General features: G+C 52.9%; 17 protein-coding genes. 9 read left to right on the plus strand and 8 right to left on the minus strand.

The genetic code is table 11. From position 1 onward, the window contains the following. From J7M22_05380 to J7M22_05390, 3 genes are all read left to right on the plus strand, one after another. The coding region (locus J7M22_05380; protein ID MCD6506041.1) for a hypothetical protein at positions 1-368 on the plus strand (368 nt) is incomplete at its 5' end. Next, positions 355-3,363 (plus strand): hypothetical protein, encoded by a 3,009-nt coding sequence (locus J7M22_05385; GenBank protein MCD6506042.1) that lies wholly within the window; start codon positions 355-357, stop codon positions 3,361-3,363. The genes J7M22_05380 and J7M22_05385, both read left to right, overlap by 14 nt. 93 nt (positions 3,364-3,456) lie before the next feature. Then, positions 3,457-4,515, plus strand: coding sequence for a serine hydrolase (locus J7M22_05390; protein MCD6506043.1), 1,059 nt, complete (start codon positions 3,457-3,459; stop codon positions 4,513-4,515). A gap of 2 nt (positions 4,516-4,517) precedes the next feature. Here J7M22_05390 and J7M22_05395 read toward each other — a convergent pair whose 3' ends face one another. The 3 genes from J7M22_05395 to J7M22_05405 all read right to left on the minus strand — a co-directional run bounded on the left by J7M22_05395 (position 4,518) and on the right by J7M22_05405 (position 8,617). Next, positions 4,518-5,336 (minus strand): LamG domain-containing protein, encoded by an 819-nt coding sequence (locus J7M22_05395; GenBank protein ID MCD6506044.1) that lies wholly within the window; start codon positions 5,334-5,336, stop codon positions 4,518-4,520. Positions 5,337-5,412: 76 nt separating this feature from the next. Next, positions 5,413-7,698: a PD40 domain-containing protein gene (locus J7M22_05400; protein ID MCD6506045.1), complete on the minus strand. Its 2,286-nt coding sequence runs from the start codon at positions 7,696-7,698 to the stop codon at positions 5,413-5,415. A gap of 121 nt (positions 7,699-7,819) precedes the next feature. Next, positions 7,820-8,617: a LamG domain-containing protein gene (locus J7M22_05405; protein MCD6506046.1), complete on the minus strand. Its 798-nt coding sequence runs from the start codon at positions 8,615-8,617 to the stop codon at positions 7,820-7,822. Positions 8,618-8,967: 350 nt separating this feature from the next. On the opposite strand from J7M22_05405, the gene J7M22_05410 reads away from it, so the two are divergent. The 3 genes from J7M22_05410 to J7M22_05420 are packed head-to-tail and all read left to right on the plus strand — an operon-like array spanning position 8,968 to position 11,434. Continuing rightward, a complete protein-coding gene (locus tag J7M22_05410) occupies positions 8,968-9,516 on the plus strand; it encodes a DUF4416 family protein (GenBank protein ID MCD6506047.1) in 549 nt (182 codons plus the stop codon). Further along, the gene (locus tag J7M22_05415) at positions 9,513-10,601 is read left to right on the plus strand and encodes a hypothetical protein (protein ID MCD6506048.1); all 1,089 of its coding nucleotides are present in this window, start codon (positions 9,513-9,515) and stop codon (positions 10,599-10,601) included. The genes J7M22_05410 and J7M22_05415 overlap by 4 nt, the downstream gene beginning before the upstream one ends. Then, entirely contained in the window at positions 10,598-11,434 is an 837-nt protein-coding gene (locus J7M22_05420; protein ID MCD6506049.1) for an HAD family phosphatase, read from the plus strand. The genes J7M22_05415 and J7M22_05420 overlap by 4 nt, the downstream gene beginning before the upstream one ends. Here J7M22_05420 and J7M22_05425 read toward each other — a convergent pair. From J7M22_05425 to J7M22_05440, 4 genes are read right to left on the minus strand one after another with little or no spacing between them, the layout of a single operon-like run. Continuing rightward, a complete protein-coding gene (locus tag J7M22_05425) occupies positions 11,382-12,041 on the minus strand; it encodes a hypothetical protein (GenBank protein ID MCD6506050.1) in 660 nt (219 codons plus the stop codon). The genes J7M22_05420 and J7M22_05425 overlap by 53 nt on opposite strands. Further along, on the minus strand, positions 12,022-12,276 hold the full coding sequence (locus J7M22_05430; protein MCD6506051.1) for a hypothetical protein: 255 nt from the start codon (positions 12,274-12,276) through the stop codon (positions 12,022-12,024). The genes J7M22_05425 and J7M22_05430 overlap by 20 nt, the downstream gene beginning before the upstream one ends. After that, complete coding sequence (locus J7M22_05435) at positions 12,277-12,450, minus strand: hypothetical protein (protein MCD6506052.1); 174 nt, start codon at positions 12,448-12,450, stop codon at positions 12,277-12,279. Positions 12,451-12,486: 36 nt separating this feature from the next. After that, positions 12,487-12,819 carry a hypothetical protein gene (locus tag J7M22_05440; GenBank protein MCD6506053.1) on the minus strand — a complete coding sequence of 111 codons (333 nt, stop codon included), beginning with the start codon at positions 12,817-12,819 and terminating at the stop codon, positions 12,487-12,489. Between the two features lie 175 nt (positions 12,820-12,994). Between J7M22_05440 and J7M22_05445 the strand changes: the two genes are divergently transcribed. The 3 genes from J7M22_05445 (at position 12,995) to J7M22_05455 (ending at position 16,033) form a co-directional block, all read left to right on the plus strand. Beyond that, the gene (locus tag J7M22_05445) at positions 12,995-13,588 is read left to right on the plus strand and encodes a TetR/AcrR family transcriptional regulator (protein MCD6506054.1); all 594 of its coding nucleotides are present in this window, start codon (positions 12,995-12,997) and stop codon (positions 13,586-13,588) included. A gap of 104 nt (positions 13,589-13,692) precedes the next feature. Continuing rightward, positions 13,693-15,081: an arylsulfatase gene (locus J7M22_05450; protein MCD6506055.1), complete on the plus strand. Its 1,389-nt coding sequence runs from the start codon at positions 13,693-13,695 to the stop codon at positions 15,079-15,081. A 22-nt stretch (positions 15,082-15,103) separates the two neighbouring features. Then, complete coding sequence (locus tag J7M22_05455) at positions 15,104-16,033, plus strand: hypothetical protein (protein MCD6506056.1); 930 nt, start codon at positions 15,104-15,106, stop codon at positions 16,031-16,033. A gap of 325 nt (positions 16,034-16,358) precedes the next feature. On the opposite strand, the gene J7M22_05460 is transcribed toward J7M22_05455, so the two are convergent. Further along, entirely contained in the window at positions 16,359-17,159 is an 801-nt protein-coding gene (locus J7M22_05460; GenBank protein MCD6506057.1) for a LamG domain-containing protein, read from the minus strand. Between the last annotated feature and the right edge of the window lie 150 nt (positions 17,160-17,309).

A 17,309-nucleotide genomic window follows, 5' to 3' on the forward strand; every position in this document is an offset into this window, starting at 1 on the left:
AGAAGCAGTTCTTGGAGAGAGCACACCTGATCTTTACTCCTGGAGCCAACTCAAAAGAGCACCAGAGAATAGCAGAGCTTGAGAGGTTAGTAGGGAAGCTCACTTATGAACTGAGCGTCTCAAAAAAGTATTCAGTCTGCTGGGCTACCGCTAGAGAAGAAGAGGGAAGTGATAGAGATGCTCAAGGAGAAATATCCAGTCAGGTTCCCTCATCTCCGGAGATTCATCTGAGGGTTGTCGCCTCAGACGCGGGGGGTCACTTTGAGCTTGATGGACTGACCGAAGGGTTTATAGATTGTTCTTGGAGCTACCCGTCACAGATCATGAATGCCGTTTGCGATGGAGGGGAATGCAGTGAAGTTGATTAAAGATGCGCCTGTGGCGATGGTATTTACGAGCTGTGCATTAGCCGCGCTGTTTGCGTTGTGCGTTCCTGCGGTTGGTGCATCGTTTGAGCGAGTGGATGGGATGCTTTTGCTTCGCGGAGGAACATATGAGATTGGGTTTGATGAGCGCACGGGTGCGATTGCGTTCGTGAAGGTGCATGATGGTGCGCGGCGCAAGAGCACTTGTGCGACGTCGAAGGGTGGCAGCCTGTGGGTATTGCAAATGCGCGATGGCACGATGCTGCGTTCAAGCGATTTCGCAAATCAGCGCATCGGTCGCGTGCGGCACGAAAGGTTGTCGCAAGGGTTGCGCATGACGTTTGAAGCGGATGCGGCGACGGTGAGGGTTGATATCATCGCAAGCGATAACCACGTTGACTTCACCGTGCGCGTCGCGAATCCCACAAAGGACGTGCTCGCCATCGGCATGCCAGCATCGCTAACGTTTTCGCCTGCGATCATCAAGCGCGTCATCTTTCCGAGCGAACTTGGCATCGCACTCAAGCGCGGTTTCTTTGAACCGCAGCACGAACCGACGGGTTGGCAGACGCATTCCATCGGACCGAGGGGTTTGCAACGCATCGCAAACGTGAGTTGTGTCATGCGCCCCGATGATGACGCACCCGTTAACGTGACGGTCACTGAGCGCGGTCACAAGTTGCTCGGCGATGCGCTCGTGCGCGAGTGGCAATCGCGCAAGCGCATCGTGAATCGCCCGCCACAGCAAAAGCCCGACCTTGAATTCATCACTTCGGAACACGGCGCATTCCTCGCAGGACACCGCATCGGAAATGGACTGCTATTTCGCTTCGGTGGCAGGATTCGTAGTGATGACGGTATGCACGTCATCCGAAGCGTTGAACACATCACCGCTATCTTGAAGCGCGACCCGAAACTCGCCGCATCAGCACAGATTGATGCGACGCGCTCGCAGATCATTTTGCTCGTGCTTCGCAACGGACCGCCCGCAGGCGGCTGGACGGAAATTCGCATCGATGCATGGAAAAGAGCGTTCGCATCATCGGCATGGCTTCGTTCCGTCGGTCTCAAATTCGCCGTCGCGGAAACGGTTGAGCAGATGCTTGAAGCGCTGCGCGGTGGAAAGGCATTTGCAATCGTGAACCCGTATGGCGAGTGGTTCCCCGTCGGCACCGAAAGGTGGGAAGCGGTTGCGGATACAATTCGCAAGTTCATTTCCGATGGCGGCGTGTGGTTTGAAACGGGTGGCTATTCGTTCTTTTACGCGCTAATTCCGCGCCAATTTTACGCAATTCAGTGCCGTTATCCGCCCGCGTTTTCCGACTTCGTGCACATCGAAAGCGTTCACGGGGCGGTGAGTATATTCGGCATCCAAGGCGAGCGCGACGAGCGACACATCTTCGTTCCCGCTGAATGGAAAGCACGTGCGGATAAGCGCGGCGGTTACGTTGAACGCTTGTGGCGCACGTTCGTCGGGCGCGGAGAAACGTGGCAAACGCCGACGGTGCGAATGCTCATCGGGCGCGATGTCGTGAGTGCGTTGCGCGAGTATGCGTGTGAAAACGGTTACGTGTGCGGGCTTGCGGAGAAGATGCGCCGCGACGTGCTTAAGCGTTGGAAGCGTTCCGTGCTCGTGAAATACACTGGCGGCACGTTCGCCGACCAGATGCGCATGCTTGATGAGTTACCCGTCCCAACGGTGGTGCATTTAGTTGATTACCTTCATGGTGGATTTGACAAGCAATACCCAGACCACCTGCCGCCGCATCCGAGCAAGGGCACGCCGCAGCAATTCAAAGCGCTCATCCAACGCGCACGCGAACTCGGTCATCTCGTGATGCCCTACACGAATCCGACATGGTGGTGCGACGACCCGAAAGGACCGACGTTCATCAAACACGGCAATGCGCCGCTCCTGCGCAGGCTTGATGGCAAGTTGCAACGCGAGCAGTATGGGCGCAACTGGGGCTGGAGCATTTGCCCTTGGCATCCCGCAGTGATTGAAGCCGCCGACAGAATTTGCGAACAGTTCACCCGCGAATACCCAGTGGACATCCTGTTCCAAGACCAAGTCGGTGCACGCGGAATGCAGTATGACACCAACCCAGCATCGCCAACACCTTACGCATACACACAGGGCATCATCAACCTTGCAAAACGCGCCGCGAAAGCCATCCCCGTCTCAACGGAAAATGGATTTGACAGGCTCATCAACACCGAAGCGCAATTTTGCGGAATCACGTGGCAGCTCGTTCCCACAAAGGGTGCACCGCCTTGGCGGCGACTGTATCGCGATTGGCTTTCGGATGACGTTTGGGAATTTTTCCCGCTCGCGCATTTCATCGCGCATGACAAGGTCATCTTCGCGCATCATGACCTTGGGCAATTCGTGACCGACCGCGAGACGCTCGTCTGGACGCTCGCCATCGGTTATGAGATGAGTTATGCGACTTCGCCGTTTGGACTTAAAATGCCGCATGCGCGCAATTGGCTGCTTTATCTTGACCGCATCCAAAAGGCGATTGCATCGCGTTACATCGGTGCGCCGCTCATTTCGTTCCGTTACCTGAAAGGCAGCGGTAGCAATGGCGTGCTTGAGAGCGTCTTTCGCGGCGTGCGCATCATCGCGAACCTGACCAATGAACCGTTCGCGCATGGTAACGTTGTGATTGCGCCGATGGGATTCCACGCAATCGCGGATGATGCCGAAGCGGGAATTTTCACCGTTTACGCTGGGCGCAAGTATGAGCCCGAAGACCTGTGGCTCATTTGCGAGCGGTCATCGAACCACATCGAAATTTCTGCATTCACGCGAACGGCGGTTGTAGTTGCGGTGCGCGTTGATGATGCACGAAAGTGGAGCGTGAAACCGCGTGATGCGCTGGTCGGGCGCGGTGCGAACGAGTTGCGCTTGCGCTTCGCGCCCGCACAGGTGGGCGAAGTGCAAATTCCGAGTTTCCCCCACCGCGAGCTTGTGGTGGTTGAGTTAGTGCTATGATATAGATGTAACATGTATCGCTGTAGCATGGGAAGGATGTAATGGACGTGTTTCTCGTGGTAGTCGAAGGGAGAAGATGAAAGGAGGGTTGTCATGTACATAACAACATGTCTGCTTGTCATTGGGATGGCGTTTACATCCTCGCCCGCCGTTTATCCGGGTGAGAGATGGGAGGTTAAAAGCCCCAAGGAGGTAGGGCTGGATAAGGCAAAGCTCGAGGGTTTCCGCGGCTACGTCAGGGGACGCGGTTGTATAGTGCGTCATGGATACATGGTCTACACTTGGGGCGACTTCACCCGACGGGGAGATGTGGCATCCGCTGCTAAGCCCGTCTATGCCCATTTCCTGTTCAAGGCACTGGAGCTAGGGAAAATCTCAAGCCTCGACGAGGAGGTCAGCCGCTATGAACCTAGGCTGCGGAAGTTAAACCCCGAGCTTGACCACAAGGACGGTCATATCACATGGCGTCATCTGGCGACACAGACTTCGTGTTATGGAGTTTCCGAACGACCGGGTAAGGCCTTCGATTACAACGATTGGCAGATGGCGCTTTTCTGGGACCTGCTCTTTTTGAAGGTCTATGGCGCCACATATGAGAACGTGGATGAAAAGGTTCTCCACCCGTTGCTCACCGATCCGCTGGGATGTGAGGATAATCCGACCTTCATGGCCTTTGGGGTGAAAGATCGGCCCGGAAGACTTGCCATCTCACCTCGAGATTTCGCCCGTTTCGGTCTGCTTTACCTGAGAGGGGGAAAATGGCGTGGAAGACAGCTTCTCAGCGAGAAGCTCGCCGTGATGGCTGTGACCAGTCCGCTTCCCAACTCGATCCCACGCACCAAAGCGCAGCCTGCCGAGATGCTGCCCGGTCAGCGCTCGATCGGTTCGAGGCAAATTCCGGACGATCAGACCGATCACATGGGAAGCTACAGTTTCCTGTGGTGGACGAACGGGATAGATCGTGAGGGGAGACGCCACTGGCCGGACGCTCCCCCTGACACCTACGGCGCTTTTGGTCATGGAGGATTAAGGGCGATGATCGTAATACCCAGCCTCGACCTGATCGTCAGCTGGAACGATGCCTGTGTAGAAGGAAGAAAGATGGAGAACGAAGCGCTGAAGAGACTGATCGAAGCGGTGATATCACGGTGATATCACCGCGCCTTGATGGCAGCCCATATGGAGGCAAGTTTATCAGCGGGAGAGACAGGGGTCATTCCGAGCGCCTTCAGCATTCCCTCCTCCATGCACATTTTAATATCCTCTTCACCGAGAGCGACGTTAAGAACGGCCACCTCGTCAACGCCGCCGGTCAGATATAAGCCATCTCCCTCTCTTCTGCCTATCTCCAGGTGATGCGTTAGCCTTTTGGTACCCTTATGCGCTTTGTTGTGCTCTCCTATCTTCACCCCATTCACATAGGCGACCTCATGGTTGCCTTCAAGGGTCCAGGCTATGTGATACCATTTGTTAAGCGCCCAATCGTTCTCCCCCAGCTCCTCGACCATGGAAGCCATGATCCCCTCGTCATAACCGCCGCCGGTGCCGTCATTGGTATATGTATGGATCTGTCCCTGCGGGTAGATCCCAACCTCGTATTCGAGGTAGTGTTTTCCAACTATCACCTGCCTATCGGTCCACATGGCCACCATCTTCTTCTTGGTCTTGACCCAGAACATGACCGTTATCTCGTTTTCCATGGCCAGACTGTCGGCGTTGCCGCAGTCGACGTAATCGCCATCACCATCCAGCTCCAGGGCCTTTCCGAATTTGCCGTCGATCCATTTTGGATTGCCCATAAGCGTTCCATCGTTTCCGTTTCCGGACATATCCTCAACCGTCTTGCCTTTCCCTTCATCGAACAACCATAAACCGACGACGGTTCCGGGGTCTATCTTGGCGTAAATAGAGCTTGCAAAGAGCAAGCCGACGACCATCAGACCCACACACACCACTGATATCCTCATTATCATTCTCGCTACCCCCCTTTCGGAATGTTCAAATGGCAAGGTAAATATAACACACCTTTTCCCGCTTGTCAATGGGATCTCATTTCAATATGACGAGTCGCCTCATATCCTTGAACCTACCGGCTTGAAGCTCGTAGAGATAGATCCCGGATGACACCATCTCGCCAAACCTATCCCTTCCGTCCCAATAGGCCGCCCTATCCCTTTCGGTATAGGAACCCGCTCTCATATGCCCCAGATTTAGCTCCCTCACCTTTCTGCCGAGTAGATCGTAGATGCGTATCGTCACGTCTGAATCCTCTGAAAGCACAAAGGGAATCCATGTCTCCGGGTTGGACGGATTGGGGTAGTTCTGTAGAAGCGCCGTCCTTTTGATCTCCCCCAAAGCGGTTAAAAACTTCCCCTTAGGTTCAACCGTAAACGGCGTATATCCGAGCACATCCTTCGCCGGATAAAGCGCCATCCTTCCATCTTCGGTCCGCATGAACACGTAGCGCCCATCGACGCTGAACCAGAGCCGTGTTTGATCCGGTATGGTTTTGACGTATCTTCCTCTATCCACATCATATAGCCTGAGCTCAGTTTTGAACTCTCCGCCCTCGTTCCGGTAAACGCGGACGATGAGAATTCGTCCGTCGGGGGTGAACTGAACGGGCGTGAAGTGTCTGTCCGTTTCTTCTATAAAGGGCTTCTCGATACTCCATCTGAGTTTCGGGGACCTCCGGGTGATATCCCAGATCTCTATCGCCTTTCCCGTATCGCGGACGTGCAGGATCTGTCCGTTCGGTCGGAAGACAATGCGACAGCCGTATCTCGAATTCCCCGAGTATCCCGATGGCCTGATCCGCCGGACGAGCTCGCCCGTTTCGATGTCCCAGAAGTTTATGGCGTCCTGATCCTCGGAGTAGAGCACAACCTGCTTGGAGTCGGGGGTGAACAGAAGGGTGGAGCAGCTTCCTGACACGTCATCTATTTTGATTATCTCCTCGCCCCTCTCCACGTCGAAGACCTGTGTCCCGCCTCCGCCGAAATTGCTCGTGGCCAGAAGCTTTCCATCCTGTGAGAAAGCCATCCCCTCCATGCTCAGAAAACCGGGCATCCTAAACTCGTGGAGAAGCTGCATCGTCCGGGCGTCCCAGATCTGAGCTTTAGCCTCAGCGTTGATGGCGAATCTCACCCCGTCGGGACTTGCCCTCAAAAACCAGGGAAAATCGAGGAACTCGATGACGTGGATCATCCTGCCCGTTTTCACGTCGTAGAACAGGAGGTTATTCCCCGTATGTGCTGCTATCAGGTTCAATTCGGACAGATAGATGGGCTCCGAAAGCTTTCCCCAGCCATATAGGGTTCTAATCGGACTCATGCCTTCGGCGTTCCATATCCGTATCTTCTCCTCAAGGGGATACACGGCCGCTAGATATCTGCCGTTGGGATGAAAGGATATCCGTTTACATCTCTCATAGCCGTGTATGTTAGGAGGATATCGTCTCGCTGAGACGGACATGATTTTAAGCGTTTTCAGGTCGAGAAACTCCAAAACGGTTCCAGCCGATCCGAGGACGAGTTTCCTATCATCAGGCGTGAAGGCGATCGAGTCGTACGATGAGTATCCGTGTCGAATAAGTTTCCTGTCCCTCATATCCCAGAGGACGAAACCATAGGTATCTCCTAAAGCGGCGAGCATGGAACCGCCATGACTGAACGTCAGCGATTTCCACCACATCTTATCCCCAGGGCGGAGATGACGGATCAGTTTTGCACTCTGAACGTCCCACAGCGATATGGTCTCGCGGGTGGAACCCACGGCAAGGAGCTTACCGTCAGGGGAGAAAGTGAAGCCGAGGACATGGGGCATCTCTGTATTTCTCCCCAGCTTGTTCTGGGGATCCGTTATGTGTTTCAGCACCGACTCCGGATCGCCCGTAAACTCCCTGACCACTTTCCGCGATTCGATCTGCCAGAGCTTGACCGAATCCCCCTCCGCGAAAGCCAGGGATTTACCGTCAGGTGAAAACCCTATCAGGCTCGATTTTACTCCTATCTCAGCCAGGAGCCTCCCCTCTGGGATCTTCCATATGCGTATTCTGTCCCCTCCTATCGCTAAAAGGGAACCATCTGGGGAAAAATCCAGTTTGCTTCTCCAGCTTGGGTGCTCGGTGAATTCGGCAATCGTTTTGAAATCCGTCGAATTTAGGAGCTCCACGCCGTCCTCCGTTAGGACGGCCAGATACCGTCCGTCGGGCGAGTAAAGGGCGTCGACCAAGTCGGGTTTGCCCACAATGACGATTGGCCCTCCCAATGCCGAACAATCCCATAAGCTCAAAATGACCGACAAAACGGAAAGATAAAGGATAAGTCGCCTCATAATCCTATCCTCCTTAATCGGATTACTCATTTTTATCTTGAATGTAGTTCATTTGAAAGCGATCAGACATCAACCACCGATAGTTTGTGTCATTTTGAATGACAGCTCAGCTAAAAATGACTCAATGGCCATAAATGACCCCTTTTAACTTCCCCCATATGGTCGCCATTTTGTCTTCAGGTTCGATCTCGAAGAACCCATTTCTCCAGAGCGTATATCCATTGCCTGAGGCATCGACGTAACGGATGGATTCCGGCCCTTCGTCGAAATGCCACAGCGAGATCGTATGCTCATCCGCCTCAAACCTGCCTCTCGGCACTTCATATCGGACCCCGACGTACCTTGCCACGTCCGAGATCCTCACCTCATCTATATAGCCTTTGAACCTCATAGGTTCGCCGGCGAAATGACATAAGTTCAGGTCCTGCGGTATGATCCCCCCTATGATAAGAGGCTTATCCGATCCCAGGATACTTCCTCCTGGTTTCAGCCAATTTCCTCCTACCCCGTTCATCCCATACCCCGCGTTGGCGTTGAACACCGCCGCTATGTGAACCCATTTTCCTCTGGATACTGGGACGCTGCCGACCACGATCGGGCTGATCACCCCTTCGCTATGGACCCATGCCCCTGGGTTTCCGCCTTTAGCGCCGTGTATGATCAGGTTGAACCTATCCTCTTGACCTATGATTGACCAAAAGGTATTCGGCTCAGGTGGCGTTTCAACGTAGATCCACGCTTCAGCGGTCAGCTCCTTGAATTTACCTTCCGGAAACCACGCCCTGACGGTACTGACAAAATCGTGCTCCTCACCCAATGTCAGGTAACCCCCTCCGGCCGGGGAGGGATTCGGGCGAGAATAACCGAGATTGACGAAGATCAATCCGATCGCCAAGGGTAAAACGATGAGACATCTCATCGGGATCCCCCCTTGCAGTTTTCAGCTTAGTCTCAGCGGTGAACAAAGGGTTAAGGTGCAATTTATGTGCCATCGAAAAGGTAGACGTTTATCGGGCGGTTTAGGAGATAGGGGTGCACGAAATGGGGCAGATCACATCAAAAATGCACGAAATGGGGCATGCCTTGACTTGCGCTTCGGCCATCTGATAAGATTTGAAAGTTAAAGTGCTCCCGATGCGAATATTCTTATGGGAAAATGGAGGACGAAGAGGTAAAGCGATCGATACTCGATGGGGAATACGCCTGCTCGATATGCACCTGGAGGTCGATTCCATCCAGGTCGGAAACATCTTGAAAGGAGTGAGGTAAATGGGTGAACCTAAACCGCATCCACCTGTTAAACTGATATGTGGTATGATCTCAGCCCATAAGGAGCTATTCGATAAAGCGGCTTCACTCCTTCAGGAGAAGTTCGGATCTATAGATCTGAAAAGCTATATCATCCCGTTCAATTTCACCGATTACTACGCTGAGGAGATGGGCGAAAACCTCAAGAGGATCTTTATCTCTTTCCAAAAACTGATATGGCCGGAGGATCTGGCGGAGATCAAACTCCAGACCAATCAACTTGAGAGGAAATTCCTCTATCCGGGAACCGAAAGGAGGATGATCAATCTTGATCCGGGATACGTCGCCGCGGGCAAGCTCGTCCTCGCCACCACCAAGGATCACTCCCACAGGGTCTACCTCGGAAAGGGCATTTTCGCCGAGGCCACGCTGAGATACTATAAGGGGAGCTTCAGACCGTGGGAGTGGACTTACCCGGATTATCGCACGGAGGAATACATCCAGATCTTCAATCAGATCAGGAAGATCTATATGAGACAGCTTAGAGAGATAAGGGGAGAGATGGAATGAGCGAGAGGAGCTTTCGCGAGATGAACCTCGCTATATTCAGGGGTGAGGACCCTGGAGGGATACTCTGGCAGCCGAGGATCGATTTCTGGTATCATGTTAACAAGAAAAGGGGAACCCTTCCGGAGCATCTGAAAGATAAAAGCCTCATCGAAGTTTACGACTATTGCCTCGCATCGATCAGATATTTCGGCTGGGGGCTGCGCTCCAGATATAAAAACGTCAAGGCGTGGAGCGAGTGGGAGGATGAGAAGACGCTGCGCAGATACTGGGAGACACCCGTTGGGACGCTGACCGATGCATTGCGCTACGACGCGTGGGGACTATCGGCTTATAACATCGAATATAAACTGAAAAGACCGGAGGACTTCAAAATTCTGGAGTTTATGATCCAAGATCAGGAATGGTATTGGGATCAAGAGGCATATGAAAGCTCCCTTAAAGAGGTGGGCGATAGGGGAGCCCCTCAATTCTTCTTCAGGAGATCCCCCATCCAGGGGCTCTTCATCGAACATATGGGCTTTGAGAACACCATATACATGATGCAGGATCATCCCGATATCATACTCCATTATGTGGAGGTTGCTTCCTGTGCCGATGACAAGATGTATGAGGTGATCTGCTCGTGTCCCGTTCAGATCCTCAACTTCGGCGAGAACATAGACGCCCATATGGATCCCCCTCCTATATGGCGTGAGCATTTGATCCCGTATTACCGAAGACGTGCCGAGCAGATCCATGCCGCGGGAAAATTCGTCCATATCCACATCGATGGAGCGATGAAACCGCTATTGCCATATCTAAGGGATTGTCCGTGGGATGGGATAGAGGCTGCTACCCCGCTGCCACAGGGGGATGTAACGCTGGAGGAGATAAAAAAGGCTCTAGATGATCTGGTGCTGCTTGACGGAGTACCCGCCGTCTATTTCCTCCCCATCTATCCGATCGAGGAGCTGAAAAGATGCGTCGAGCGAATCGTGGAGCTGTTTCATCCGAGATTGGTCTTAGGGATATCAGATGAGATACCACCTGACGGGGATATCGAGAGGGTGAGAATGGTGGGAGAGATGGTGAGGGAGATGTCATGAGAGGATTGAAGTTGATCGCCATAGACCTCGATGGAACCCTCCTATATGATGACGGAACGCTTAGCGAAAGGAACGCTAAGGCTATATCTAAGGCGCTTTCCCTGGGAGTTGAGATCGTGTTGGCCTCAGGTAGGATGTTCAGAACGATCTTACCATACGCCCGGAGGTTGAATCTGACCGGTCCAATTATCGCCTATAACGGCGCTCTGGCCAAGGTGATATCGACCGGGGAGGTGCTCTCACATACTCCTATCCCACCCGAGATAGCGGATGAGATAGTCGATTACTGTCTCTCTAGGGAGCTACATCTGAATTTCTACTTAAACGAGCGGGTCTACGTGCAGCACATTAATAAGTGGTCTCGTCTCTACGATACCCGTACCGGCAGCCGATCGAAGCGAGTGGATCTCGCAAGGCTCAAGGGCAGCGCTCCAACTAAGCTTCTTGTGATAGACCATCCTTCCAGAATCAGAGGGTTGGTCGAAGAGTTCAGATCCCTGCTCGATAACAGGCTTTATTTCCTTGTCACCATGCCTGAATACATCGAATTCATGAACAAAGAGGTCTCAAAAGGCAAGGCACTAAGGGATATCATGAATCGGTTTGGGGTGAACCGGCAGGAGGTGGCTGTCATAGGGGATGGAAACAACGATCTGCCGATGATGGAGGAGGCAGGGGTAAAAGTAGCCATGGGCAACGCCACGGATAAGCTCAAATGTATGGCCGATTATGTGGTCGGATCAAACGAGGAGGATGGGGTGGCCGAGGCAATAGAGATCCTCACCCGCCTTCACCTTTCTCGGCCGCTCCCTTCCTCTCGGCCAGCCTCCTGATGTGGCTCTCGCCAGCGGTATGGAGTATAAACCTAGCATAGGCGACCCTCTTGGCAGCCTCGGTCAACGTGTCGCTGGCTGAGATCTGATCGAGGAAACTCAGCATCTCTTCGATATGGGAGCGCTTGTAAGAGGGAACCTCAGAGGCGCACCTTTTGGCCTCCTTCAGCAACTCCTCGGTGGAGGAGTACCTGTAGAGGAGCATTTTGAGGTTTTTCTCGCGCGAGGAAGATAAGGCCAGAGAAACGCCATCGTAGAGCGGTCTCATCACCTTAAACCATGTTTTGCCGATCCCGATGGTGAATCCTTTTATCCCGCCTGTGTGGCTGAAGTTCCTCAATATCGACAGATCAGTTCTGCTCAGGGTGAAGGCGATCAGCGGGGAGATGACACCTATGAGCATGTTCGGCCTAAATATCAGCGATAGAACGAGGAACATGAGCAGGGAGATAAGGAAGTTGACGGAGATGATAAGCCATGACCATCCCGTTCGCATCGCCGAGGCGAAGTTTCCGGGAAACGAGATGCGAAGCTCGATGATAGAAAGCAGAACCGATACCACCACCGTTAGGAGAAGAGCGATGAAGTCAGCAGCTGTCCAGCTCATAATCGCCTCCTGATGTTATCGTAGAACCCTTTTCGCTCAGGAAATAGAGGTATCTCTCAATCCCTTTAGGTCTTTCCCTGCGATACACAAACCCCTTATCCATCAGCGAGAAGAGCGCATCCAGGATGCTGTCGGGATGGATAAGCGACCGGACAGCCATCTCCAGCGGTGTGAGCGGTCCCGATTGGGATAGGATATTCAGGACGATTCTCTCGAGGGAGGACAGTTCCGTCATCTAGGGTCTCCTTTTCGCTCTTTTTCTTCTCTTCCTCAAAAGGATCTTCAACCTGATGTTCTCCTCGCGCAGTTCCTTATTTATCTTAAGGGCTCGCCTGTTTTCGGCCAAAGCCGCCGCGAGCCGCTTTTCCAGCTTTTTCTTCTCCTCTATAAGCTGTTGAAGGTTCGACATCTTCCCTTCATCCTCCCTTCCTGAGGGTAAAATCTGTTATCTACGGCCGGATAAGATGTGTTCCACCTCGCGTTGTCTCCGGCCGATTTGGCTGCCCCAATCGTAAGTTCCCCTCACGGCCGGCTGAGGGCGGGAATGGGCCAGTTTTTCGAGCCTGCCATACCCTCTTCTTCTGCTTCGGGAAATCAATTTGGGAAGCTTATATCTCCCTTTTGAGAGACGATCCTTGATGAACCCCTCTATATGCCTTTCCCTGCGTCTCAAGCGCCGTCTCAGCGTCTCAACACCGATGATGAAAAAGGCCAGTATCACAGCAACTCCGAGGAAGAACAGGCTTAGAAAGAAATGCGGATATCTCATCCATATCATATATACTCCCCCTTTATGATCCCGTGGACGGCCCCAGTGAGGAATCCCAATTTCCCCCACGCTAGCGTGAATTATTATATCACAGCTTGAGAGAGAAAATCAATCTTGACTTTCCCGTCAGCGATATTATATAATGACTGATGAATCAATCACTAAGTGCCAGCAGGAGGATTCCATGAGGCTGAGCGAAGAGAAGAGACAGAGGATTCTGGATGCCGCCCTTAGAACCTTCGTGCGACACGGCTTCTACAACGCTAAAGTTTCCGAGATAGCCCGCGAAGCCGGAGTGGCCCACGGCACTGTTTATCTATACTTTAAGTCCAAGGAACATCTGCTGAGAACTATCTTCGAGGAACAAATGGGAGAGGCGCTCAGATACATCAAAGGCAAGGTGTCTCAGATACAAGGGGCGAAGGCTAAGCTGAAAAGGCTGATCGAAGCTCAGATGGAGCTGGTGAAGGAGCATAAGGAACTAACGGAGCTGATACTTATCGAGATGCGACAGAGCAGCAAGTTCCTTAAAAGCGAAGCGGTTATGCTTATAGCCGATTACATCGATTTCATCGAAGGGATACTTAAGGAGGGAATCAGACTAGGGGAGATAAGGAAAGATCTCAACACCACCATCGTAGCTACTACTATCTATGCCTCCTTCGAAGGAGTAGTTACCAGATGGTTGCTTGAGGAGAGCTGCTTCGATCTTAAAAAAGCAGCGGATGAGATATATACAGCTTTCATGGAAGGCATATCACTTACAACAGGAGATTAGAGGAAAAGCGGGAAGAAGAGCACGTCTAGATCCCCTAACGTTGACTTTCGACCGTGAAGGGTGATATAATACCCTTTGAGCAAAGGGGACAAGGAGGATCTCGCATGGGAGGGGTGAAACCGAACATAATTTTGATCCTCGCCGACGACATGGGATACGGCGATATCGGGGCTTTCGGAAACGAGGATGTGGATACGCCCATACTCGATCACCTCGCATCTGAAGGCATCGTGTTGACACAGCATTATTCTGCTTCTCCCGTCTGTGCGCCCGCTCGGGCAGCTCTGCTCACGGGCCGCTATCCCCACCGCACCGGGGCCATAGATACGCTTGAAGGGCGCGGGCTTGATAGATTGGCGCTGCGTGAGGTGACGTTGGCCGATGTGCTCAAGTCGGCCGGCTATGCCACGGGCCTCATAGGGAAATGGCATCTCGGCGCTCTCGATCCGAGATATCATCCCAACGCCCGGGGTTTCGACGAATTCGTGGGCTTTCGAGGTGGATGGAGCGATTACTGGGTATGGCGGCTTGATTATAACGGGACCTTCCGCAAATCGGATGGGAGATATCTCACGGACGTGTTCACCGAAGAGGCCCTGGGATTCATCGAACGGCATAGGAACGAACCCTTTTTCCTCCATCTCACCTATAACGCCCCGCATTTCCCCCTGCAGGTGCCGGATGAGGAAGTTGAGCCGTTTCGCCGTATGGGCAAGTTCACCGAAGGCGTGGCTCGGATCTACGGCATGAACCGTCGCATGGACAAGGGCATAGGGAGGATACTGGAGGCGCTGAAGAGATACGGCCTCGCCGAGAACACATTCCTGCTGTTTACCAGCGATAACGGTCCCCAGTTCGGCGGAAAGGGCGATATGAACACGACGCGTTACAACGCCCTCTTCAACGGGTGTAAGGGGAACGTCTACGAGGGCGGTATCCGCGTGCCGGCGATCCTAAGATGGCCCGCCGGACTGGACGGAAGCAGAACGCTGAGCTCCTTCGTCCACTTCACGGATTGGATGCCCACCATCCTGGCCGTCGCGGGCGTAGACGTACCTAAGGGTTTAAAGCTCGACGGATATAACGTGTTGCGGGTGCTGCGAGGCGAAACGGATGAGATCAACGACCGCCGCTTCTGGCAATGGAACAGATACACCCCCGTTCCGAACTGCAACGCGGCCATGCGTGACGGTCCGTGGAAGCTGGTACGTCCCCCGATCAAAGAGGCGATGTGGATCACGAAGGAGGACGCGGAGATGGATCGCCGGTTAAAGTATGAACCTGAGGGTATCACCGATATCTGCCGCGATCCTGAGCCACAACGGGATATCCCCGATCCACATCCGCCGCTGCTCTTCAATATCGAGGATGATCCATATGAAAGGAGAAACCTCGCCGAGGATCATCCCGATCTGGTGGAGAAGATGCAGGAGGAACTCGATCGATGGTTCGATTCGGTCGAGGCGGAGCGCAGGAGCATAAGCGATCCATAAGCTTTGGGAGATGTAGATCGCCGTGAAGAGACATATCGCTTTAATCCTTACGGCTTCAATCCTCGTTCTCGCCCTCACATTGGGCTGCTCGCATATCAGAAAGACCAGAATCGGTAGATCCGAGCCGGAGCTTATACCTGACGTTAAGCTGGAGGAACTCCTGCCGCAAAGCCTAAACGGATGGTCATCGGTTAAATCGAGCCTCTACACGCCGGAAAACCTCTATGAGTATATAGACGGCGAAGCGGAGGCATTTCTCGCCTTCGACTTTCGATCCCTTCTCTCCACGACCTATAGCAGGAACGGCTCAGGCGAAATAACCGTGGACATCTACGACATGAAATCGCCCAAAAATGCCTTCGGGATCTACAGCTCTCTAAGGTATGGAGATCTAAACTACGTTGATATCGGGAATCAAGGATTTCTAACCAAAGATGAGTTGGATTTCTGGAAGGGCAGGTTTTTCGTCAAGGTGATTGATTTTACCACGGACGGGTCCGCGGAGATGATACCCCGTTTCGAAAAGTTCATCGCGTCGAAGATACCCGATCCCACAACCGAGGAATATCTGATAAGGCTCCTGCCGAAGGAGGGGCTTGTTCCCAACTCCGCCAAGTTCATACTGAAGAACATGTTGGGACAGAGCTTCCTTTCAAACGGATTTATGGCCGAATATCGGATCGATGGCGAGGAATGTCAGTTCTTCTATTCGGAGCAGGAGAGCGACGAGGCGGCTAAAAAGGCGTTCGAGATGTACAGATCGACCTTTCCGAACGCATCTCCAACTCCCAGGGAGATAGGCGATGAGAGCTTTATCGGAAACGATCCTTACTATAAGACCGTAATCGCCTTCAGGAAAGGCAGATTTTTGGGTGCTGTGCTCAAGTCGCCGGGTATGGAAGAGGGGATAAAGCTGATAAAGGCATTTCTATCGAACGCTATTACACGTTAACACGTTGAACGTTTAACGTTCCAACGTTCAACGTGCTAACGTTTCCCTTGCTCTATCGCCCTGTTCATCACGTCGACTATGTTTTTGTGACACGCGAAACCGCTGAACCGTATTTTACCCTCCTTTTTGAGCTTTTCAAAGGCCTCGGGCAGCCTCGGATCGTTCATCGCCTCGACGCTGTGGAGAGGCGGGACGAGTTCATTAATTTCACAGAACCCGCTTACAGGATAAGGGGAAAATCGTGAGGTTTCGCGGGAAATGGGAAGATGGAAGGGATGACCCCCCTTTTGGCGTGTTCCGCCAAAGGGGGATCAAGCTGCTTCCTTCACCTTCTTTTGAGCTCTCCCCAGGTGATGGAGAGTTTACCGGCTGGGGCGACGGGGGTAACGCCGAGCGTCTTGGCGAGACCGTCGTTCATTATCTCTTTGATCTCGTCCTCGGTGAGAGCCACGTTGAAGATGGCAAGCTCATCGTACACGGCTTGAGCCCATTGGTAATTTTCAGGTGTGCCGCCGACCCAGATCTCAGCGGGCTTTCCAGGGATATCCCCATTTGGAATTTTCGCCGAGTGTTTCAGCTCGCCGTTGACATATGCTTTGATAGTACCGGCTTTGGTATCCACAACTCCAGCTATGTGATACCACTTGTTCTTGTCGAACATCTTCGCCGTAGCGATCGCCCTCCCCCATTTTCCATCCGTCTTTATCACGCCGAGATGGATGCAGTTGTGGGGCCCTCCGCTATGCCAGGTGGAGAAGTAGAAAAACCTGGGGCTTGCTGTCCCAGTGCATTTGATGTAGACGAACTGGTTCTCGGTGGAGAAATCCTTGAACTTCGCCCAGACCGTGGCTGAGAGGGCGACATTCTTCACCCCGTTTGCCGGGCTACAGCCGACCTTATTGCCCTTCTCGAAATTCAGCCCCTTGCCATATTTGCCATCGGTCCAGGTTGCCCCTGTGATCGTGCCGTCGTTCCCATTACCGCTGATGTCTTTGACCACCTCGCCCTTGCCCTCGTCGAACAGCCAAACCAAAACGGCATCTTTCAGTTCGACCCCGGCGGCTCCAAGATTTATCAAAAGGTAAAGGATCACCGCCGAGACAAGCAGAAATACCCTAGTTCTCATATTAACCCCTCCTGAGATAGAATTGGTATTGTCAAACACAAAAGGCTGAAAGTATTATAATACCTGAAGGGGCAGGGGGAAATATTCCCCCCTCCACTTTCCTAACTCCAAACGAAAGGGGGTGAAAAAGATGGTGATTCTGACGCTCAA

The sequence above is a fragment of the Candidatus Poribacteria bacterium genome (assembly GCA_021162805.1).
GTDB lineage: Bacteria > Poribacteria > WGA-4E > B28-G17 > B28-G17 > JAGGXZ01.

Excerpts from the sequence above, each read along its gene's own strand:
- J7M22_05390 (MCD6506043.1), top strand. The coding sequence starts at position 3,457 with ATGTACATAACAACATGTCTGCTTGTCATTGGGATGGCGTTTACATCC.
- J7M22_05395 (MCD6506044.1), bottom strand. The coding sequence starts at position 5,336 with ATGATAATGAGGATATCAGTGGTGTGTGTGGGTCTGATGGTCGTCGGC.
- J7M22_05400 (MCD6506045.1), bottom strand. The coding sequence starts at position 7,698 with ATGAGGCGACTTATCCTTTATCTTTCCGTTTTGTCGGTCATTTTGAGC.
- J7M22_05405 (MCD6506046.1), bottom strand. The coding sequence starts at position 8,617 with ATGAGATGTCTCATCGTTTTACCCTTGGCGATCGGATTGATCTTCGTC.
- J7M22_05410 (MCD6506047.1), top strand. The coding sequence starts at position 8,968 with ATGGGTGAACCTAAACCGCATCCACCTGTTAAACTGATATGTGGTATG.
- J7M22_05415 (MCD6506048.1), top strand. The coding sequence starts at position 9,513 with ATGAGCGAGAGGAGCTTTCGCGAGATGAACCTCGCTATATTCAGGGGT.
- J7M22_05420 (MCD6506049.1), top strand. The coding sequence starts at position 10,598 with ATGAGAGGATTGAAGTTGATCGCCATAGACCTCGATGGAACCCTCCTA.
- J7M22_05425 (MCD6506050.1), bottom strand. The coding sequence starts at position 12,041 with ATGAGCTGGACAGCTGCTGACTTCATCGCTCTTCTCCTAACGGTGGTG.
- J7M22_05430 (MCD6506051.1), bottom strand. The coding sequence starts at position 12,276 with ATGACGGAACTGTCCTCCCTCGAGAGAATCGTCCTGAATATCCTATCC.
- J7M22_05435 (MCD6506052.1), bottom strand. The coding sequence starts at position 12,450 with ATGTCGAACCTTCAACAGCTTATAGAGGAGAAGAAAAAGCTGGAAAAG.
- J7M22_05440 (MCD6506053.1), bottom strand. The coding sequence starts at position 12,819 with ATGATATGGATGAGATATCCGCATTTCTTTCTAAGCCTGTTCTTCCTC.
- J7M22_05445 (MCD6506054.1), top strand. The coding sequence starts at position 12,995 with ATGAGGCTGAGCGAAGAGAAGAGACAGAGGATTCTGGATGCCGCCCTT.
- J7M22_05450 (MCD6506055.1), top strand. The coding sequence starts at position 13,693 with ATGGGAGGGGTGAAACCGAACATAATTTTGATCCTCGCCGACGACATG.
- J7M22_05460 (MCD6506057.1), bottom strand. The coding sequence starts at position 17,159 with ATGAGAACTAGGGTATTTCTGCTTGTCTCGGCGGTGATCCTTTACCTT.